The following is a 21,621-nucleotide window of genomic DNA, read 5'->3' as shown; positions in this document are numbered from 1 at the left end:
AGCCGTTTTTTTACGGTCAAGAAAAATAAGAAAAACCGCTGACGCGTTTTTTTCGGTCCATGGCGCAGGGCTAGGAGCGCAGGGAAACTATCTGGAAATTATTTTGGGCGAACAATCCAGGCAGAAGGATCATCTTGTCATAAGCGTAGGCGGAGCAGTGTATCAAAAAAAATCGCCCATGCGGGCGATTCTCTTACTCTTGTTTTCTATACATCGGCTTAAGCATTTGTTCCAATGTAATATCCTGCGGTTTAGCTGCCAGTTGGGCCATCTCGTAAAATAATTCCTGACTGTTTGTTCCCGCTCTTCCCCGCCGGTCTGCCCGGCGGTACGTTCCATCGCTTTTCATAATATGGGCCTTTTGATTGTCTTTTAGCATCAGATCCAGCAATCCTCTAATCCGTTCCGCCTGACGGGGATCTTCCACGGGAAAGAAAAGTTCTACCCGCTCCCGCAAGTTCCGGGTCATCCAATCGGCGCTGGACAGATAAACTTTTTCATCGCCCCCGTTAGCAAAATAGAAAATCCGGCTATGCTCCAAAAAACGGCCTACAATACTGCGTACGGAAACGTTTTCACTAACCTCGGGCAAGCCTGGCCGTAAAATGCAGATCCCTCTTATGATCAAATCAATTTTTACCCCTTTATGGGCTGCTTCATATAACTTTAAAACGATTTCTTTATCCACCAGCGCGTTCATCTTGGCTATAATCCGGCCGGTTTTACCGTTCTCTACATGTTCAATCTCCCGGGCAATCAACTCTTCCAATTTCCGCCGCAAACCCATGGGGGCGACTACAATCTTATTCCATACAGGTGGATCGGAATACCCGGACAGCAAATTGAAAAACGCCGATGCATCGGCTCCCATTTGGTCATTGGCTGTAAAAAGTCCCATATCGGTATAGACACGGGCGGTGGCATCATTATAATTACCGGTCCCCATGTGGACATACCGTTTAATGCCGCTGCTTTCCCGCCTCACCACCAACAAAATTTTGGCATGAGTCTTTAAGCCAACCAAACCATATATCACATGGCAGCCCGCTTCTTCCAACTGCCTGGCCCAAAGAATGTTTCTCTCTTCATCAAAACGGGCTTTCAATTCCACCAGCACCGTCACTTGTTTGCCATTTTCCGCCGCCTGTGCCAACGCACGGACAATCGGCGAATTGCCGCTTACCCGGTACAAGGTCTGCTTAATCGCTAAAACGTCCGGGTCTGCGGCCGCCCGCCGGATCAACTCAACAACCGGTTCAAAGGACTCATAGGGATGATGCAGCAAGATATCCCTCTCCCGGATAGCCGCAAACAAATCATCAACCTCCACAAGATCCGCCGGCACTTGCGGCACAAAAGCAGGATAGCGTAAAAAATCACCTTCCGGCAAATCGACGAATTTCATGAGAAAGGTAAGGTCAATGGGGCCATTGATTTCATAAATATCTTGTCCTTCTATTTTTAGGGCGTCAATCAGAAAGTTTTTCAGATTTTTATTAGCTGTTTTGCTTAGCTCGAGACGAACGCCCTGTCCTCGCTTCCGTTGCCGCAGTGATTTTTCTACCAGAGCCAAAAGGTCCTCCGATTCCTCTTCGTCAATGGATAAATCCGAATTGCGGGTAATACGGAACGCCAAAATGTCCTTGAGTATATACCCATGAAACAGGTGAAAGCAAAAGGACCGGATTAACTCTTCCAGTAAAATAAATTTCTTTTTCTTGCCGCCGCCGGGTATTGGTATAATCCGGGGCAGTACGGCCGGAACTTGAACAACCGCCGTCATGCATTCCCGTTCATGACCCAGCATGACTGCCAGATTCAGGCTGCGATTAGCCAAAAAGGGAAAGGGATGGGACGCATCTACCGCCAAGGGCGTTATGACCGGATAAACGGTGTGTAAGAAATAGTCTTCCGCCCAGGCTTTATTTTTCTCCGACAAGCTTTCCACATCAGTAACCAGGATTTCCTGTTTAATCAATTCCTGCAAGATAGTCCGCAGATAACGGTACTGCGTCTTGACCATGGCATGGACAGCCCGCGATATTTCTTCCAACTGCTGCTTTACGGTCAGACCGGCGGCATCCTGCTTATTAATGCCGCTTTCCAGTTGCTGCTGCAATCCGGCCACCCGGATCATAAAAAACTCATCCAGATTCGAAGCAAAAATAGCAATAAACCGCAGCTGTTCCAGGAGAGGGTTCGCTTTATCATCCGCCTCCTGCAGCACCCGCATGTTAAATTTCAACCAGCTTAGTTCCCGGTTTAAAAAATAACCCGGTTTATCAAATTCTGTCATCTTGATCCCGCCTGTCTCTCAAGAATAGCCCGAATTCCAAATACATCTTCAAAAAAATCAGCCTTATCCACAAATGTCCATTCTTCCAGCGACATATCCTCTTGAGCGGACACACTGATAATCATCTCGTCCCCTTTCAGGACAATATCATGAATGACTGCTTTTTGCCGGTGGCTGCGGTCCAAAGCATCGGCCAGCCGGATTAGAGCGGCCAGTTTAGCTACTGTTACTTTCTGTTCCATGGATAATAGCGAAAAATTACTGTCTGAATCATTCGGTGTACCTTTGGAATGGTAATAGGCCACATTCGCGATAACCTCTTTTTCCCGTTCCGAAAAACCCGGCATATCGGACGAAGCAATCAAGCGGTAAGAATAAAAATAGTGCTTCCGCAAACTGACAAACTTACCGATATCATGCAGTATCGTTGCCACCTTAAGCTGCAGACGTTCCCGTCTTCCCAGACCGTGAACTTTCACTAACCTGTCAAACAATAAAAGCGATGCTTCCTCCACCCGCCCGGCATGCTGAGAATCGTACTGATATTTACGGCCTAATGCCCTGGCAAAGCTGACAACCTGCTCTTCCAGCATGTCCAGCCATTTGTCTTCATACTGCTGAGCGACATGAAGATAAGTAATACCGTCCATTACACTGTCACCCGCTATAACAATCTCATCACTGCTGGCTAGCGATAAAATTTGGCTGTAAAGCAAAATCGTCGGCAGAACCATCTCCGCTTTCGATTCGGATAAATCAAATTTTTTCATCAACTGAGGCAAATTTAACATTCTCACCTGTTCATACAAATGATAAAAATCAGCCAAACTAACAAAGGACAATTGAGCACTTTGCTCTCCGCCCAGCATCTTCTGCAAAAGACGGGTCTCGAATCCCGAGAGCACAAGATACTTGATTTTATATTGCCCCAGCTCTTGTTCCACCAGCTCAATCGTACTGTATATATATTCAGCCAAAGCCTGCTGAAAATATGCCGAATCCCGCTGGGTTTTATCAAAACTTTCCTTAATTCTCAGAGCCCCGATATGAATGTTTTGATGATACTTAATTTTCCGCTCCTGATAAAGGGTAAATCCCAATCCGCCGGAGGAAATATCGACGAAAAGAATACCATCGGCTTCTTTCGTTATCTGCCGCTCCTGTAACGCTTTAAACATCGCCACATATTTGAAAAAAATCTCTTGCGGCATATCGACAACTTCTACTTTGAAACCTGTTTTTACCTTAATTTGATCAATAATATATTGCTGGTTCTTAGCTTCCCGGATGGCGGTTGTGGCAATAAGCCGGTATTCTCCAACGTCATATTCACTCATCATGCGGCGATATCCTTTGAGCAACTCGCAAACTTCACTGATTGAATTAAAGCCGATCCGTCCCGTTTTAAACGTTTCTTCCCCCAGTACAACCTGCCGTTGCGCCCGCTCAACGATTTTAATACTACGGAGGTCTGTATACTCTACAATTTGCATGCCGATCTGCTCTGATCCTACATGAATAGCGGCAAATAGTTCAGGACTTGTCTTGGGCATTTGATTTGATTCCTCCTCCTTTATAGATTATTATTGATGATTCTTACAAATACCTTTCCGGATATGTAAAAATTGTGTTAAAATTCCGCCTATATTTTTTTCTCCATCCGCGCAAGGATTTTGCGTCTGGATGCCAAATTAGAATAAAGATAATATTAATGTTCCGGGTAAGGGGTTGAGTATATAGTGCAACGAATAGCCATTATTGACCTTGGATCCAACTCAGCGCGTCTCATAGTCATGCACATCTACGAAAACGGTGCGTATAATTTGATATACCATCAGAAGGAGGGAGTCCGTCTCAGCGAAGGCACCACCGGTGAAAATACGCTTCGTCCGGAAGCAATCAGCCGGGCGATTTCAGCGCTTAAAACATTTTCCCATATGTGTTCCCTGTTAAAAGTTGACAAAGTGCTCGCCGTTGCCACTGCCGCCGTCCGCAATGCTACGAACGGTCAAGAATTTGTTAAGCTGGCTTTGGAGCAAACTGGCATTCCACTCCGGATTGTCAGTGGCGAAGAAGAGGCAAAACTTGGCTTTATCGGCGTGATCAACTCGGTTGACATCAACGATGCCCTGTTATTTGACCTAGGTGGCGGCAGCACGGAACTGACCCTGATCCGCAACCGGCGAATTGAACAAAGTGTAAGTCTTCCCTTTGGCGCCGTTAATCTGACCGAGAAGTTCAGCACCCAGGACAAAGTCAGTGAAAATCAATTGACGGAGTTAAAAATTTTCATCAATCAGAAACTCGACGCGTATCCCTGGCTGAAGGACATCGGCTTGCCAATTATCGGCATTGGCGGAACGGCACGTAATATTGCAAAAATGGATCAGCGCCGTAAAAACTATCCTTTTCCCAAACTTCATAACTACCGGTTGGGCGTCTATTCACTGGAGGACTTGTGGAAATCTATTGTACGGACTTCCGTGAACCAACGGGGAAAAATTCCTGGTCTCAGCAGTGAACGCGCCGACCTCATCGTAGCCGGCACAACGATTGTAAAGTGCCTGTTTGATGCAACCCGCAGTCCAAACCTGATTATCAGCGGCTGCGGCATCCGGGAAGGCTTATTCCTGGAACAATACCGGAATCAGGAACAGCAAGATGTCGTGATTGATGATATTCTAACCCATAGCGCGCATAACATTCTGTTGTTCTATAACGGCAACAGCCTCCACGCCGAGCATGTGGCGCTCTTAACAACAGCTATGTTTGACGGCTGGCAGGAATTGCATAAAATGGGCCCGCGGGACCGGACTTTGCTGCAAATTGTCTCATTACTGCATGATATCGGTATTACGATTAATTATTACGACCATCCCCGTCACAGCGCCTATTTAATCGAGAATGCCCGTTTGTTCGGCCTGACTCATCGGGAACAAATGCTGCTGGCCGTTGTAGCCGGCTGGCATCATGGACAGTCCGCCAAATATGTTCGCAATAAAATCTACAGCGAATTTCTGGATGAAGCGGACTGGCAAAAAGCCCGGAAAATGGCCTTATTATTAGCGCTGGCGGAAAGCCTGGACACTACCCAAGCCGGTCTGATTGAGCGTCTGGACGCCGGCTTGAAGGATGGTAAGGCTTACCTGGGGTTACTGCCGAATACAATTCCGGTCATCGAAAAACAGGCAGCGGAAAAACATAGCAGGTGGTTTAAAAAAGAATTCGGACAAGAATTAAAGATTGAAATTCCCTGATATAAGAAAGACCGTTGACGCGATCTTTCAGCTCATGGCGCAAGGTCCAAAGCGCGGGAAAGCTCGTGCTTCTAACAAACATAAAAAAGGAACAGGCTCAAAGCGCCTGTTCCCCATTGAACATTTTGACTTCCCGGACAATGCGTCCGGGATTTCTTATTCTAACCCACTTTTCGCAGTTCTCGCATTCAACGGCCGGAAAAACCGGGTTCCGCTTCCTCTTCGGCTGTTTCAGCGGCTTCATCATTCGTCAGTTTGCACAGATCCAGAATCTTAAACGTTACACTGATAATGATCGCGATGACGGTGGCCAGCGACATTCCTTTTAGGCTGATCGATCCCAGCGTCACTTCCACGCCGCTAAGGCCCAGAACCAGCACGGCCGCCGTAAGGATCATATTTCTGGATTTGCTGTAATCAACCTTGCTCTCTACCAACATCCGGATACCCGAAGCGGCAATGACGCCGAAGAGAAGAATGCAGACCCCGCCCATAACCGGGACCGGAATACTCTGAATGAGGGCCGCCATCTTTCCTACGAATGAAAGGATAACTGCAATCACGGCTGCTCCGCCGATAACCCAGGTGCTATATACTTTCGTAATCGCCATGACGCCGATGTTTTCCCCATAAGTAGTATTCGGCGTAGAACCGAAGAAACCGGAAAGGGTATTGGATATGCCGTCGGCAAACAGGGAGCGGTGCAGGCCGGGGTCTTCCACCAGGTCACGGCCGACAATATTGGCTGTAACGATAAGATGTCCTACATGCTCGGCGATGACTACCAGCGACGCCGGAACAATGATCGCAATCGCATTCCAATTCAGCACAGGCCTATAAAAAGTCGGTAAGGCAAACCAGGGGGCTTTGGCCACCATGGACAAATCGACCATGCCCATAGCCAGCGATAAAACATACCCGGCCACGACTCCCACCAGTACCGGAATAACCGAGAGAAAACCGCGGAAAACAACCGAACCCAGAATCGTTACCACAAGGGTGAACAAGGATACGGTAACAACATGCACATCAATCGTTTTAGCGGTCATACCGGCCATTCCTGCCGCTACCGGTGCCAGTTCCAGACCGATAATGGCCACAATGGCGCCCATAGCCGCCGGTGGAAAAATGATATCAATCCATTTTGTACCTGCCTTTTTTACCAGTAAGGACGCCAGCAGAAAGATAATACCGTTGGCAATGAAACCACCCAGCGCCGCTTCATAGCCATATAGGGGAAGGATAGTCAGCACCGGCGAAATAAACGCGAAGCTCGATCCTAAGTAAGCCGGAATTTTTCCTTTACAGAACCATATGTAAAACAGGGTTCCGATGCCGTTGAAAAAAAGAACGGTAGCCGGGTTAATCTTGAATAAAATCGGCACCAATACGGTCGAACCAAACATTGCAAATAAGTGTTGCAAACTGAGGGGAAACGTTTGCGCCAAGGGCAGCCTTTCGTCGACTCGAATGATTCGTCTGCTCACCAATATTCCTCCTTATTTGCCTTTGTGCATAATAAAACCTCTTGCCTAAAAGGACAAGAGGTTAAGGGCATAAGGACGTACATACACCACGTACTATGCACCTTGCCGGCCTCTCTGGACCGCCTTAAAGGCTTTTGTCTTATTGTAACATGGGTACTATTCCGTTGCAAGCAAAATTCCTGATTTCGTGACAAGTTTTTACTGTATTAGATGACAGGCAATATGGCGGGAACCAACCTTACGGAATTCCGGTTCTTCCTCGGCGCAAACGGGCATGCACTCCGGGCAGCGGGTATGAAAGCGGCATCCCTTGGGCGGATTGGCCGGACTAGGCACATCCCCTTCTAAAAGGATACGGCTTTTTTTTGCCCCCGGCTGCGGCACGGGAATGGCGGACAAAAGCGTTTTGGTATAAGGATGAAGCGGCTGGGTAATCAGTTCCTCTCCGTTGGCCAATTCGACCATCTTACCCAGATACATGACCCCGATGCGGTCGGATATATGCTTCACCACATTCAGGCCGTGGGCAATAAACAGATAGGTCAAACCCAGCTCCCGCTGCAATTCCACCAGTAAGTTGAGAATCTGGGATTGAATCGACACATCAAGGGCCGACACCGGTTCGTCACACACAACCAACTTAGGCTGTACGGCCAGCGCTCTGGCAATCCCGATACGCTGCCGTTGCCCGCCGGAAAATTCATGGGGATAGCGGTCGGCGTAATGGGGGCTTAACCCAACCAGCCGCATCAGTTTTTCAACCAGCTTGGTCCGTTCGGCACCAACAGCCAGATTGTGCAGCATCATCGGTTCGGCAATAATATCGCCTACGGCCATACGGGGATTGAGGGAAGCATAGGGGTCTTGAAAGATAATCTGGGCATGCCGGCGAAATTGACGCAACTCTTTACGCTTAAACTTGGTTACATCCCGGCCTTCAAACCAGATTTCCCCCTCCGTCGCCTCCAGTAATCGTAAAATCAGCATTCCCGTCGTAGACTTGCCGCAGCCTGACTCGCCCACAAGCCCCAGGGTCTCTCCCTTCTCAATCTCAAAGGAGACCCCGTCTACCGCCTTCACACTGCCAACCGGGCGCCCCAGCAGTCCGCCGCGGATGGGAAAATACTTACGCAGATTTCTCACGGTCAACAGCATTTCCTCACTCATGCTTCCACCCCTTCCAGCGGATAATGGCAGGCAACCTGCCTGTCCGGCAAGGCCCTTAACTCTGGCCTTTCCTGGCGGCATTTTTCCCTGACGCATTCACAACGGTCGACAAAGCTGCAGCCGGGCGGCAACTGACTTAAATCAGGCACTGCTCCCTCAATAGTATGCAGCTTTTGCTTTTTCTGTCCGTCTAATTTGGGAATCGAATCCATCAACCCTGCCGTATACGGATGACAAGGATGGGCAAAGACATCGGCAACCGTTCCCTGCTCCACAACCCGCCCGGCATACATGACAACCATGTTTTGGGCCATTTCGGCCACAACTCCCAGGTCATGGGTAATAAGAACCAGAGCCGTGTTCAATTCCTGAGCCAGTTTACGTATAAGGTCCAAAATTTGGGCCTGAATGGTAACATCCAGCGCCGTAGTCGGCTCATCAGCCAATAACAGCTTGGGATTGCAGGCTAAAGCCATAGCGATCATGACCCGCTGCCGCATACCACCGCTCATTTGATGCGGATAATCCTTGGCCCGCTGCGCTGCCGCCGGAATACCGACCAGCTCCAGCATTTCCACCGCCCGCGCCCAGGCGGCTTTTTTATCCTTGCGCGCTGCAGAATTATGGACCCGGACGACTTCGGCAATTTGCTCCCCGACGGTATAGGCCGGGTTTAGCGAAGTCATAGGTTCCTGAAAAATCATGGAAATTTCTTTTCCCCGGATATTCTGCACTTCCTGGACCGGCAATTGCAGAATATCCCGTCCTTCAAATAAAATTTGACCCCGGATATGTGCCGGCGGCTCTGGTACCAGCCGCATCACTGACATCGCCGTCACACTTTTTCCGCAGCCCGACTCTCCCACAACCGCCAGCGTCTCACCGGGCTGAACAGAAATATTCACTCCATCCACCGCTTTTACAATCCGTTTGCCCACATGGAAGTGGGTTTGCAAATTTTTTATTTCCAATAATGGTTTCTGCGTCATTAGGCTGCACCTCCTATTTCAATCGCGGGTCAAGCACATCCCGCAGCCCGTCGCCCAGCAGGTTAAAGGCCATAACCGTCAACGTGATGGCAATTCCCGGAAAGGTTACCACATGGGGAGCACTGAAAATAGTCTGACGTCCGGATCCCAGCATAGTTCCCCATTCGGCTGTCGGCGGCTGAACTCCCAAACCAAGAAAGCCCAATGCGGCCGCATCCAGTATCGCCATCGACACCCCGATTGTCGCCCGTACAATAATCGGCGCCAGCACATTCGGTAAAATGTGCTTGAATATCAATCGGCGGTCACTATTGCCGATGGCCTTGGCCGCCATAATATAGACATTTTCCTTTACGGACAAAACACTGCCCCTCACAATCCGGGCATACTGGGGGATAGAGACAATTCCGATGGCAATAACCGCCTTATCCACCCCACGGCCCAGTACGGTCATAAACGCAATGGCCAGCAAGATATCGGGAAAAGACATCATAATATCCATAAATCCCATAATAACGGTATCAATTTTTCCGCCATAATATCCGGCCACTGCTCCCAGGACCACCCCGCATAAAAGGGCCAGCGCCACGGCTTCCACGCCAACCATCAGAGAAATGCGGGCGCCGTAGAGAATGCGGGAAAAAATATCCCGTCCCAGTTCATCCGTACCCATTATATGGGCAGCACCGGGAGCCTGAAGCGCATGCGGCAAATCACTGTTATAGGGATTATACGGAGCCAGAACCGGTGCCAAAACAGCGCACAATACCAGAATTACCAGCATTATTAAGCCAATCATGGCCGAACCGGATTTTGAAAAACGGGCAACAAAATCTTTCAGTTGTTTATGCCGATGCACAGTGTTTACTGGTGCATTCACTACCTTTAAATTCGCTTCCATGATATCACCCGCCCTATGAATGTTGAATCCGGGGATCCAGATAACTGTATAAGACATCAACCACCAAGTTGGCCAGCACATAAACCGTGCCAATTAGTAGGACCGTCCCCTGTACCCTGGGATAGTCGGACGCCATAATGCCGTCCACCACGTAGGAGCCAATGCCTGGCCAGGAAAAAACTGTCTCCGTAAGCACCGCTCCGGCCATCAATTGTCCCAATTGCAGTCCGATAACGGTGACAATGGGAATCAGTGCATTCCGGAGCGCATGTTTAAAAATAACTACGTTTTCCTTTAGTCCTTTGGCCCGGGCTGTGCGGATATAGTCCTGCCGGATGGTCTCCAGCATGGCGGCCCGGGTCATTCTGGCAATAATGGCCATGGAATAAGCGCCCAGAGCAACGGCAGGCAATATAAGATGTTTTAAAGCATCCCAGAAACTGGCCATATTGCCGGTTATTAATGAATCCACCAAATAAAATCCGGTTATATCGGTCGGTTCCATACCGATGCCAATCCGGCCGGCAACCGGCAGCCAGCCCAATGTTACTGAAAATAGAATAATCAACATTAATCCCAGCCAGAATATGGGCATACTAACTCCCAACAGGGCACCCGCCATGGTGCCATAATCCCAAATGGTATTTTGTTTTACCGCCGAAATAACGCCGGCAAAAATCCCAAATACAGAAGCAATAATCATAGCCGCCAAGGATAATTCCACCGTAGCGGGAAACCGTTTCATCAGTTCTTCCGAAATCGAAGTTTTCGTAATGACCGATCTGCCTAAGTCTCCCTTGACCGCATGAGAAAGGTAGTCCCAAAATTGAACGTAAATGGGTTTATTTAAGCCCATCTCTTCGCGGAGAGCCGCTACCCGCTCGGCTGTCGCATGCTGGCCGAGGATAATCTCTGTCGGGTCGGTAGTAAACGCGTGCATAACGACAAACGTTGCCAGTGAAACGCCAAAGAGAATGGGAATTAATAGAAGCAATCGGCGAACAATATAATTTGCCACAACAATCCTCCTTTTTTTGTCTGATTCCAGCTACATCACGGCATTCCTAAAGTAGCGTGAAAAGAAGGTGATTTCTTGAGAAACCACCTTCTCCCAACTTTATTTAACCTCGCCTTTGAGGCGTACCGGAGTTATTCCTTGCTAACGACATCAAGCCAGTGAATTCCGGTCGGATGCAGGGCAAACCCTTTAATATTAGGCCGGGCCGCCGCCATATCCACGCTATGGCTGATAAACACCCAGGGAGCGTCTTCCGCTATAAGTTTCTGCGCCTCATGGTAAATAGTAACCCGTTTTGCCGGATCAAGGGTGGTGCGTCCTTCTTCCAGCAATGCATCATACTTGGGGTTAGCGTATTTTGAAGAATTGAGCGAGTCTTTAATCTCTTTGGAATCCAGCAGCATCAGGAAGTTGTCGGCGTCGCCGTTATCTCCGATCCAGCCGTAGAAATAGGCGTCGCCTTCGCCGTCGAACAGCACTTGTTTATACTCTTTCCACGGGTAGGATTTGATGTTCATTTTTACGCCGATTTTAGCCAATTCGGCCTGAATGGCGGCGGCCAGTTTTTCCCCGTTAACCGGATTATAGGGCCGCGGATTCGAATAGGTAATGGCTGTAAATTCAAAACCGTTCGGATAACCGGCTTCGGCCAGCAGTTTTTTGGCCTCTTCCGGATTGTAATCATAGGTTTTTATATCTTTGGCATAACCGGGAATAAAATCAGGCAGCATACCATTGGCAGCAACCGTTGCATTGCCCTGATACAAATAATCGACCAGGTTCTGACGGTTGATGGCCATACTGATAGCTTTACGCAGCAGCAGATTGTTAAACGGTTTCTTGTAGGTAAAGAAACCCATATAGTTAATGTTCATACCCGGTGATTTGATCATCTTTATGCCTTTGCTTTCGAGTGTCTTAACGTCATTGGCATCCACGCCGTCCATGATGTCCACCGAGCCGGTCATCAGCTCTGAAGCGCGGACGGAATTTTCCTTCACGAACTTATATACTACCTTGCCGACTTTTGGTTTTTCACCCCAATAGCCGTCAAATGCCGTTAATTCAATCTGTTGCCCTTTGTCCCATTTTACAAATTTATACGGACCGGTGCCCACCGGATGTTCAACAAACTTATCCCCGTATTTCTTGACCGCCGCCGGGCTGACGATCGGCGCCGCCAAAGCCATGGCCATGTTAGCCAGGAATGCGGCATTGGGTTTTTCCATAATAATTTTCACCGTATAATCGTCTACAACTTCGACTTTTTTCACACCGTCATAAACAAAGGCGGCATACGGCATATCATCCTTGCGCTGAGGCGGCAACTGACGGTCAATACTGAACTTGACCGCTTGCGCATTAAACGGAGTTCCGTCCTGGAATTTAACATTCTTGCGCAATTTGAACGTCCACTCTTTCCCGTCGGGGCTGACGCTCCATTCGGTTGCCAGCAGTGGTTCAATCTCCGTACTGCCGGGTTTATACCGTACCAATCCTTCATAAATCTGGTTCATTATTTTGGCGGATTCCCCGTCATCCACATAGGCAGGATCCAATCCGCGCGGGTCGGAACCCTGGGCAAACACCAGCACTTTTCCGCCGTTGGCCGTTTTGGCGCTGTTGCCGCCACAGCCAGCCAGGGCAATGCCGGCCACAAACATCAGTACCAGCATCCAGGCAATATTCTTTTTCTTCAACACAGTCCCCTCCTAAATAATTTCTCTCTAAAAAATAGATTTCATGGAAAAATATAATTAGCTATAAATCCCAAAAATCCTGCCAATAAATTCTTCTATGGCAGAATAAAATATGTATACAATGGACAATATGTTATTTTACCAACATCAATTGAGTAACTTTGTAAATGGAGTGAGGTCTTCCTTGACTGCTACCGTAACCGGCCTGGCATTAATCGGGAAATTAGTATACCGGACCTTTCCCGCCGTCAACCACGAATTGAGCCAATGGCGCAAATACGTTCTTTGTCATTCCCGTGGCATACTGCAAGAGCAAGCCCTGGCCAGTCTGCGCGAAAAAAAATTTCACTGCCTCGGCGGCAGTGTCTTCAGTCTGTACCCGGAGGTCGACCCGGCCGGATTCCTCCGGTTAATCGTTGCTTTTCAGACGGTCAGCGACTATTTGGACAACCTTTGTGACCGGACCGGCCTGGCCGACGAGACGGCTTTTTATCAATTGCATTTGGCCATAACCGACGCGTTGAATCCGGAAACGACTCCCGCCGACTACTATCAATTTTATCCTTACAAGGAAGACGGCGGTTATCTGGTTAATTTGGTAACCCTTTGCCGCCAGGAAATTCAAAAACTTCCCTCGTATTCCCTGGTCCAGGGAACGCTTTTACACTGGGCAGACCTATATAGCAGGCTCCAAACCTATAAACATTTAGCGCCTGACTTCCGGGAGGAAAAAATGGTCACCTGGCTCGAAACATTTTCCCGTCTTTATCCGGAAGCAACAATTTGGGAACTGGCTGCCGCTACCGGCTCCACGCTGGGAATGTTCATGCTGTGCGCCGCCGCTGCGAATCCCACCTTAACGAAAACTGAACTGGACCGGATTCGCTGTGCCTACTTTCCCTGGATCAACGGCTTTCACATTTTACTGGATTATTTTATCGACGCGGCTGAGGACAGGCTCCACGGTGACTTGAACTTTGTCTCCTATTATGGAAATGACCGGATCATTCCCACCCGTCTGCTTTATTTTTTTCGCCAGTCCCTCCGGCAGGCCCGACCGCTCTCCCGCCCGGACTTTACTGAAACGGTAATCCACGGCTTGCTTGCTTTCTATTTATCCGATCCCAAAACAAATACCGCAGCAGCCAAAGAAATCAAGCGTCACCTGCTAAACGAGGCGGGATTCCGGTCCTGGCTGCTTTATCAGTTGTGCCTTTGGCTGCGGCGGAAAAAACTATTATAAAACATCGCGCATAGTTTGAGGCGGTTTCGCTCATAATAGCGGCAAAATCACTTAAAGGAGAAGCCGCCATGCCTAAAACAGTTGCCTTGTCACGGCATACTTATTCTCTTTCCCGGCATTTGCGGGACGCAGGCTATCAGGTCATTGACGATGATCATTTGCCGGCCGCCGGTCGCCATCCGGATGTATATCTTTATTCCGGTCACCATCCGGATTTAAACGCCGATATGACTGCCGGCGAAACTGCGGACATCTCCTTGGGCAGCACCGGCGAAGACAATACCGACTATCCTGCAGCCATTTCCTTGAATATTACCGGATTAAAGCCGGCAGAAGTCGTATCCCGGTTAAATCATATCATCCGGCCTAAAAACTGGCATTAAGTAAGAAAGACCGCTAATGCGGTCTTTGCTCATGGCGCAGGGCTCAGGGCACGGGAATTACCAATTACCGAAAAACCGCCTTAAGCGGTTTTTCTTATGCTTCCTGCCGTATAATGTGCACATTAACCGTTCGCTGCCGCGGCCCGTCAAACTCACACAGATAAATTCCCTGCCACACACCCAGTTGTAACCGGCTGTCCAAAACGGGAACAAGAACGGAGCATCCCATCAGGGATGCTTTGACATGCGCCCGGGAATTCCCTTCACTATGACGGTAATTGAACTATTAATTTCCGGTATTGCTGTAAATTTACAGAAGAGTGTTAATTTTCCTGCTTACGTAGTACAACTTGTGTGTCATCCGTGTTAAAATAAGAATAACTGTGTAGTTACTTTCCCCCCAAAATTCGTTGTCACCAACTTTTCCGAAGAGCGAGGTGTCCTTGTGAAGCGTATTGACCGGATTTTGGCAACATTGCAGGAAAAATGCCGGCAAAGCCGTTCCCTATTATCCGTATCCCCTAATTACCGAAAAGGATTTTCTGCCCAGGAAATTGCCGCTTCCCTTCAACTGGACAGGACGAATGTCAGCCGGGACCTAAACCTTTTATATGCACAGGGAAAAGTCGACAAAATTCCGGGTAAGCCTGCTCTTTTCTTCACACGGGAATTGGAGCCGGAAATGGATGTAACGGTTCCGGCCACTGTTGTGGCGGAAGCCATTGCGCCAGACCCACCCGGCCGGATTGATGCAGGCGCTTTTGCCACGCTAATAGGTGCCAACGGTAGTCTGCACAGTCAGGTAAAACAAGCGCAAGCAGCAGTTTTATATCCCCCCCACGGTTTACATACTTTGCTTTTAGGAGAGACGGGCGTAGGAAAAAGCATGTTTGCCGAAATCATGTACCGTTTTGCCGTACGCACCAAACAGTTGTCTGACAAATCTCCTTTTGTCTCTTTTAATTGTGCCGATTACGCTTCCAATCCCCAGCTCCTGCTTGGCCAGTTGTTTGGGGTAGTAAAAGGGGCCTATACCGGTGCCGAAAAAGACCGTTCCGGATTAATTGAGAAAGCCAATGGCGGTATTTTGTTTTTGGATGAAGTTCACCGGCTGCCGCCGGAAGGGCAAGAAATGCTCTTTTATCTTATGGATCGCGGCTTTTTCCGCCGCTTGGGTGAAACGGAAAAACAGCGGCCGGCCAATATTCTGATTCTTGCCGCCACTACGGAAAATCCGACCTGCCTCTTGCATACCTTCTTCCGCCGCATTCCTATGGTCATTCGCATTCCTTCTTTGCTTGAACGTCCCTTCCTGGAACGCCTGAAACTAATTGAGCTTTTTTTTCTGCAAGAATCAACTCGCATTGACATTCCCATCCGTATCACCGCCGATGCCTTACGGGGATTTTGCTCCTACGATTGTCCGGGCAATATCGGACAGCTTCGCAGTGATATTCAATTAAGTTGTGCCGGTGCTTTTCTGGAATGTATCCGGCAAGATGACTCGGAGCTTAGGATTACTCTCAGTGTGGCTCCCCAGCATGTAAAAAACGGTCTATTTAAGGTAAAACGCCCTAAAGTGGAAGTAGATTATTTTTTAAATCAAGAAAATCAGGATCTCATTATCTCCGGCAATACTGATTTTCCCCGCCAAAATAGAATCCCGCCGCTGGCCGGCAGCTTCTATGATCTAATTGAGCAACGCTACCAGGCTTTGCGTCTCGAAGGACTGTCCGATGACGAAATCTACAACGGCGCCTCCTCCCCTGCCGCTGCCCGTGTAGGCATTCTAGTCGTAGCCCATGGTCATTCCGCCGCCCGCGCCATGGCGGAAGTTGCGAATCATTCCCTGGGCGTTGAATATGCGCATGCCATTGATGTTCCCCTTGACCATCAACCGGAGACGATTTTAATTGCCGTTGAGGAGACAATCCGGAAAATCGATACTGGAAAGGGCGTTCTTTTACTGGTGGATATGGGATTTCTGCTGCTGTTTGGTGAAATAATTACCAGCCGCACGGGTATTCCTGTAGCGACAGCAGAAATGGTGAGCACGCCGATGGTGCTGGAGGCCGTTCGCAAAGCCTACTTTGGCCGGGCGGAATTAGCGGAGGTGGCTCAGGCTGTCGTTAACTTGAATCCGTGTATCATCCGGTCCGGCATCGGAAAACCATCGGATAGTAAACGGGTTATCCTTACGGTCTGTCTGACGGGAGAAGGAAGCGGACTGCGGCTGAAAGAGCTTTTGGAAGACTGTCTGCCGGAACTGGCCGAAAACGGCATTGAAGTCCGGCCGGTCAGCTTAATTGCCGGTACGGCCGCACCGGAACCGCTGCAAAACATTGCATCAGAAAAAGAACTCCTGGCAGTAGTCGGCGCATTTAATCCCAACCTGGGCGAAATCCCCTTTTTCTCTACTGAAAGTATAATTGCCGGAACGGGACTGCAACGGCTGCGTCTCCTAATTCATGGTCTGCCTAAAAAAATCACTTTGTCACCGGAAGCAGATGTTTCCCGCCAGACACTGTTAAATAAAATGGAAGCGACCCTGGCCGAAACAATGCGCTTCATTAATCCACACTTATTTCTGAAACATATTTTAACAGTTCTTGCCAGACTGGAAACGCACTTTTCTCTTTTGGACAATGGCCGGCTCACCGGCTTTATTCTACATGCCGGAGCCATACTGGAGCGAAAAATTCAAGAAGATCAGCCGGTGGCACCATTTCCGGCCCGCCGTCTGTTTCTTTCCCGCTATGCCCGGGAATTGGACTGGGTCTCTCAGGCTTGTTCCATTCTTGAAAAAGCCTACAGCATCCGTTTTTGTCAGGATGATTGTTGTTTCCTTTTACAAATCATTATCCAGGAAGACATACCCAATGCCCTGCATTCACAGCAGTCGCTGTAGAAAAAACCAGCTGTCACAACAGCTGGTTTTTTCAATCTTTTCACAAATAAAAAAATTTTAAGAAAATAGAAAAGATTAGCAGGAATCTTTCTGTACTTGTTGAATAAGTTTGTTGCATAGACAAACTAAGTATTATTTTGTAATTCAGAGTCGAACGAAGCTTGTTGCGCTATAAGGAGGCCCTTTGTTATGGCTTATTTAGGAATTGATCTCGGAACGTCTTCGGTAAAAATTATAGCAATGGATGAATCCGGCAAGGTCATCGGCAGCGTTTCCAAGGAATATCCGGTTTACTATCCGCAACCAGGCTGGGCGGAACAAAACCCGGAGGACTGGTGGACGGCTACCCGGGATGGCATCCGGGAATTACTATATAAAACCGGTCTTACCGGCGAAAAGGTGCAAGGCATCGGTTTAAGCGGTCAAATGCACGGCATGGTGCTGCTGGATGAAAATCAGCAGGTTCTCATGCCGGCACTCCTATGGTGTGACCAGCGGACCCAGGCGGAATGCGATCATATCATGAAAACACTGGGCCGGGAACGCCTCTCGGAATATACGGGTAACAAGGCTCTGACCGGTTTTACCGCCCCCAAGGTATTATGGGTCAAAAAGCATCATCCGGATATTCACGCCCGTATTCGTCATATTTTACTTCCTAAAGATTACATCCGTTTAAAACTGACCGGCGAATTTGCCACCGATGTATCGGACGCGTCGGGAACCCTTTTCTTCGATGTGGCTCGCCGGCAATGGTCGGCTGAAATGATCGACTTTCTCACGATCAAACCTTCTTCTTTGCCCGCCTGTTATGAATCCTATGAGCCAACCGGCGGGATTACGTCCCAAGCCGCCGCTGCAACCGGACTTAAAACCGGTACTATGGTTGTCGGCGGTGGTGGTGACCAGGCCGCCGGCGCGGTTGGCACGGGCGCCGTCAACACCGGTACTGTTTCTTTGGCCCTCGGCACATCCGGTGTGGTCTTTGCCTGCCAGGAACAGTATTCCGTCGATCCGGAGAACCGGCTTCACTCCTTCTGCCATGCCAACGGCAAATGGCATGTGATGGGTGTTATGCTGTCCGCCGCATCCTGCCTCAAATGGTGGGTGAAAGAAATTTGCCAGAGCGGTTCCGACGCCGGGTATGACCGGCTGTTGAATGAAGCGGCCAATGTACCTGCTGCCACCGGCGGGTTAGTCTTTCTCCCCTATCTTATGGGAGAAAGAACCCCTCACAGCGACCCCTACGCCCGTGGTTCTTTCGTGGGTTTGAATATGACCCATGGGCGCGGTCATATGACCAGGGCCATTATGGAAGGAGTCGGTTTTGGTCTGAAAGACTCCTTTGAAATCATTCGCGCCCAGGCAATTCCGGTTCAGGCCGTACGGGTGAGCGGCGGCGGTGCCAGAAGCCGTCTATGGCGTCAGATTCTGGCCGACATACTGGGCATGCGCGTCGATTTGATCGGTGCAGTGGAAGGTCCGGCCTATGGCGCGGCTATTTTGGCCGCCGTTGGCGCCAGGCAGTTTGCCAATGTGGAAGAAGCGTGCGCCGCTTTCATCAAGGTAACTGACGGAGTGGATCCCCAGCCGGCCAGTCTCGCCCCGTATCAGGCCATGTACCAAGTGTATCAGGGCTTATATGGCACAATGAAAGAAACATTTAAAACCATTTCAATGTTATAGAATGTGAGCGATGGAATGTTAACAGCAGATCAAGTACTTGTCAAACAAATTAACAAAGCGATCGTTTTGAATACCATACAAAAAAATGAAACGGTCTTCCGGGCGGAAATCGCCAAAAAAACCGGTCTTAACCGCTCCACCGTTTCCGGTCTGGTCGATGAGCTTTTAGCTGACGGACTGATCCTGGAGACCGGCATCGGCATATCCCAGGGAGGCCGCAAACCGGTGATCCTTTCCATCAACCGGAATTATGGCAGCATTATCGGCGTTGACTGCGGCGTTAATTACATATTGATTGTTCTAACTAATTTTGCCGGTGAAATCCTGCTGGAACGCCGTATCCCGGTCAGCGCGGCCGATTTGCCGGAGGAACGGATTGGCCTTCTTAAGCAATTGATTCAGGAAACAATCAACAGTGCCCCTTCCTCCGTAAGCGGCATTATCGGCATTGGCATCTGCGTTCCCGGTATTGTTAATTACGAAGAAGGGCTGATTCTTCAAACCCCCAATCTCAACTGGCATAATGTGCCCCTAAAAAAAATCATTCAGGACCAGTTCCAGATTCCCGTGCTGATTGATAACGACGCCAACGCCGGCGCCATCGGTGAGAAATGGTTCGGCCTGGGTAAAAAAGCAACCGATCTGGTTTATCTGAGTGCCGGTATCGGTATTGGCACCGGTGTACTGATAAAAAACGAACTGTACCGGGGGGCTTCCGGCTTGGCCGGAGAAATGGGGCATGTAACCATTCATATGCACGGTCGCCGCTGCTCTTGCGGCAACATTGGCTGTTGGGAAGAATATGCAGCCGAAAAGGCACTGCTTAATTTTATCAGTGAAAATATCGGTAACTATCCCGCTACCGGCTTTCTTGACAAACATCATATCGGTCAACTGACCGTATTTGAGATCGTACAGGCGGCTAAGGCAGGAGATCCGCTTTCCATTGCCGCCCTAAAACATATTGGCCAACAACTGGGGATCGGTGTGGCTAATATCATTAATACCTTTAATCCGTCCACTGTCATTATTGGCAATACGCTGGCCGTTGCCGAGGAGTTTATTCTGGATGAACTGAAAGCCGAAGTCAAGGCCCGCTGTTTTACTGCCAAATATTATCCCATTACTATTGTCTGTTCGGCTTTGGGAATCTACGCGGGTGCCATGGGAGCCGCCTCTCTGATTCTGTCGAGAGTTTTTGCCGCTCCTGTAACCCAGCAAAAATTATAGATTTATACTTCCTTTTGGCCATGCGTGTTACACACATTTTGGCATACATTATGCAAGATTATTGAGTCACCGGAAATAGATTCCGGATTTATTAGGAGGTGGACGGGTAGGGATAAGTAAAAATCGGGTTTCCATTTGGTTTGTTCGGGTTCTCTAAAAACAAAAAAGGGAGATGTACAAATGAAAAAAGCTTTAAAAGTGTTTTCCCTGGTAGTGGCTTTGGCATTTGCAGTGACTCTGTTCGCCGGCTGCGGCAGCAGCGGCGACAAAAAAGCAGAAGCGCCGAAAGAAAAGAAAATAGTAATCGGTTTATCTTTACCGACTCAACGGGAAGAAAGATGGGTAAGAGATAGAGATGCCATGGTTGCGGAAGCGAAAAAGTTGGGTATTGATCTTGAAGTTCAAATTTCCGACAATGACTCCGCGAAACAGGAATCACAAGCTGAAAACCTGATCACCAAAGGCGTACAAGTTCTGATCGTTGCTCCTAACGACAGCAAAGCGGCCGCCAACATCGTAGAAAAAGCGCACGCCGCTAAAATCCCGGTTATTTCTTATGACCGTCTCATCCTTGGTACGGATGTAGATCTGTATATGTCCTTTGATAATGAGAAAGTTGGCGAACTGCAAGGTAAATGGCTGACTGATCATGTCAAGAAAGGTAATCTTATTGTTCTTTCCGGCGACCCTGGCGACAACAATGCGACTCTTTTCAAAAAAGGCGCTATGCAAATCATTCAGCCGCTGGTTGACAAAGGCGACTTGAAAATCGTTACCGACCAGCCCTGCAAAGATTGGCAGCCTTCTGAAGCTATGAAACATGCGGAAGACGCATTAACCGCTAACCATAACGATATTCAGGGCGTTTTGGCTCCTAACGACAATACCGCCGGCGGCGTTATTCAGGCTCTGGCCGCCCAAGGATTGGCCGGAAAAGTGCCAATCACCGGTCAGGACTCCGACCTTGCCGCTGCTCAACGGATTGTTCAGGGCACTCAGGGCATGACCATCTTCAAGGATACGCGTGAATTGGGTAAAGCCGCCATCGACGCTGCCGTAAAAATGGCCAAAGGGGAAAAGCCTGACGCAAACAACAAAGTAAACAACGGTAAAATGGACGTTCCTTCCATTCTGTTGCCGCCGGTTGCTGTTGACAAGTCGAATATCGACAAGGTTCTCATCGACAGCGGTTACCTCAAGAAGGAAGACGTTTATAAGAAATAGTATTCTGTAAATCCAGTTTCAAAATAATCAGGCTGCCGGCCGGCATATCTTGTCTCCCAGGCACGCTATTTCGGGTACTTTATGTTCGTCCGGCAGCCTCTATAAATTTGAGAAGGCGTTAGAGGAACAGAC

At 48.9% G+C, this 21,621-nt stretch carries 15 protein-coding genes and 1 pseudogene; 7 read left to right on the top strand and 9 right to left on the bottom strand.

Features of this window, described 5'->3' with window-relative positions:
* Positions 1 to 193 precede the first annotated feature (193 nt).
* Positions 194 to 2,296, bottom strand: a complete 2,103-nt coding sequence (locus LUCIF_RS10585; protein WP_122627865.1) for an RNA degradosome polyphosphate kinase — start codon at positions 2,294 to 2,296, stop codon at positions 194 to 196.
* Positions 2,293 to 3,849, bottom strand: a complete 1,557-nt coding sequence (locus LUCIF_RS10580; RefSeq protein WP_122627864.1) for a Ppx/GppA phosphatase family protein — start codon at positions 3,847 to 3,849, stop codon at positions 2,293 to 2,295. The genes LUCIF_RS10585 and LUCIF_RS10580 overlap by 4 nt, the downstream gene beginning before the upstream one ends.
* 186 nt (positions 3,850 to 4,035) lie before the next feature.
* On the opposite strand from LUCIF_RS10580, the gene ppx reads away from it, so the two are divergent.
* A complete protein-coding gene (ppx, locus tag LUCIF_RS10575; RefSeq protein WP_207857450.1) occupies positions 4,036 to 5,553 on the top strand; it encodes an exopolyphosphatase in 1,518 nt (505 codons plus the stop codon).
* 188 nt (positions 5,554 to 5,741) lie between these two features.
* Here ppx and uraA read toward each other — a convergent pair whose 3' ends face one another.
* The 6 genes from uraA to LUCIF_RS10545 all read right to left on the bottom strand — a co-directional run bounded on the left by uraA (position 5,742) and on the right by LUCIF_RS10545 (position 12,818).
* Positions 5,742 to 7,040 (bottom strand): uracil permease, encoded by a 1,299-nt coding sequence (gene uraA / locus LUCIF_RS10570; RefSeq protein ID WP_122627862.1) that lies wholly within the window; start codon positions 7,038 to 7,040, stop codon positions 5,742 to 5,744.
* Between the two features lie 198 nt (positions 7,041 to 7,238).
* Positions 7,239 to 8,207 carry an ABC transporter ATP-binding protein gene (locus LUCIF_RS10565; protein ID WP_122627861.1) on the bottom strand — a complete coding sequence of 323 codons (969 nt, stop codon included), beginning with the start codon at positions 8,205 to 8,207 and terminating at the stop codon, positions 7,239 to 7,241.
* Positions 8,204 to 9,196 carry an ABC transporter ATP-binding protein gene (locus LUCIF_RS10560; RefSeq protein WP_122627860.1) on the bottom strand — a complete coding sequence of 331 codons (993 nt, stop codon included), beginning with the start codon at positions 9,194 to 9,196 and terminating at the stop codon, positions 8,204 to 8,206. Before LUCIF_RS10560 ends, LUCIF_RS10565 begins: the two co-directional genes overlap by 4 nt.
* A 13-nt stretch (positions 9,197 to 9,209) precedes the next feature.
* Positions 9,210 to 10,097: an ABC transporter permease gene (locus tag LUCIF_RS10555; RefSeq protein WP_122627859.1), complete on the bottom strand. Its 888-nt coding sequence runs from the start codon at positions 10,095 to 10,097 to the stop codon at positions 9,210 to 9,212.
* Between the two features lie 13 nt (positions 10,098 to 10,110).
* Positions 10,111 to 11,115 carry an ABC transporter permease gene (locus LUCIF_RS10550; protein WP_122627858.1) on the bottom strand — a complete coding sequence of 335 codons (1,005 nt, stop codon included), beginning with the start codon at positions 11,113 to 11,115 and terminating at the stop codon, positions 10,111 to 10,113.
* 131 nt (positions 11,116 to 11,246) lie between these two features.
* On the bottom strand, positions 11,247 to 12,818 hold the full coding sequence (locus tag LUCIF_RS10545) for an ABC transporter substrate-binding protein (protein WP_207857439.1): 1,572 nt from the start codon (positions 12,816 to 12,818) through the stop codon (positions 11,247 to 11,249).
* Positions 12,819 to 12,966: 148 nt separating this feature from the next.
* On the opposite strand from LUCIF_RS10545, the gene LUCIF_RS10540 reads away from it, so the two are divergent.
* Positions 12,967 to 14,058 carry a tetraprenyl-beta-curcumene synthase family protein gene (locus tag LUCIF_RS10540; protein WP_207857437.1) on the top strand — a complete coding sequence of 364 codons (1,092 nt, stop codon included), beginning with the start codon at positions 12,967 to 12,969 and terminating at the stop codon, positions 14,056 to 14,058.
* Positions 14,059 to 14,126: 68 nt separating this feature from the next.
* Positions 14,127 to 14,441 (top strand): hypothetical protein, encoded by a 315-nt coding sequence (locus tag LUCIF_RS10535; protein ID WP_122627856.1) that lies wholly within the window; start codon positions 14,127 to 14,129, stop codon positions 14,439 to 14,441.
* Positions 14,442 to 14,535: 94 nt separating this feature from the next.
* On the opposite strand, the pseudogene LUCIF_RS10530 reads toward LUCIF_RS10535, so the two are convergent.
* Positions 14,536 to 14,709 (bottom strand): annotated as a pseudogene (locus LUCIF_RS10530) (YjbQ family protein); the annotation flags it as partial.
* Between the two features lie 177 nt (positions 14,710 to 14,886).
* Between LUCIF_RS10530 and LUCIF_RS10525 the strand changes: the two are divergent.
* The 4 genes from LUCIF_RS10525 (at position 14,887) to LUCIF_RS10510 (ending at position 21,489) form a co-directional block, all read left to right on the top strand.
* Positions 14,887 to 17,349, top strand: coding sequence for a sigma-54-dependent transcriptional regulator (locus LUCIF_RS10525; protein WP_122627855.1), 2,463 nt, complete (start codon positions 14,887 to 14,889; stop codon positions 17,347 to 17,349).
* 189 nt (positions 17,350 to 17,538) lie between these two features.
* On the top strand, positions 17,539 to 19,035 hold the full coding sequence (xylB, locus tag LUCIF_RS10520; protein WP_122627854.1) for a xylulokinase: 1,497 nt from the start codon (positions 17,539 to 17,541) through the stop codon (positions 19,033 to 19,035).
* A 3-nt stretch (positions 19,036 to 19,038) separates the two neighbouring features.
* A complete protein-coding gene (locus LUCIF_RS10515; protein ID WP_207857435.1) occupies positions 19,039 to 20,265 on the top strand; it encodes an ROK family transcriptional regulator in 1,227 nt (408 codons plus the stop codon).
* 180 nt (positions 20,266 to 20,445) lie between these two features.
* Positions 20,446 to 21,489 (top strand): sugar ABC transporter substrate-binding protein, encoded by a 1,044-nt coding sequence (locus LUCIF_RS10510; RefSeq protein ID WP_122627852.1) that lies wholly within the window; start codon positions 20,446 to 20,448, stop codon positions 21,487 to 21,489.
* The last annotated feature ends 132 nt before the right edge of the window (positions 21,490 to 21,621 follow it).

The organism is Allolucifera butyrica, assembly GCF_900476375.1.
GTDB classification, from domain to species: domain Bacteria; phylum Bacillota; class Negativicutes; order Sporomusales; family UPPP01; genus Lucifera; species Lucifera butyrica.
Note: the sequence above shows the minus strand (reverse complement) of the source record. Positions and strands in the feature narration are given on the sequence as shown.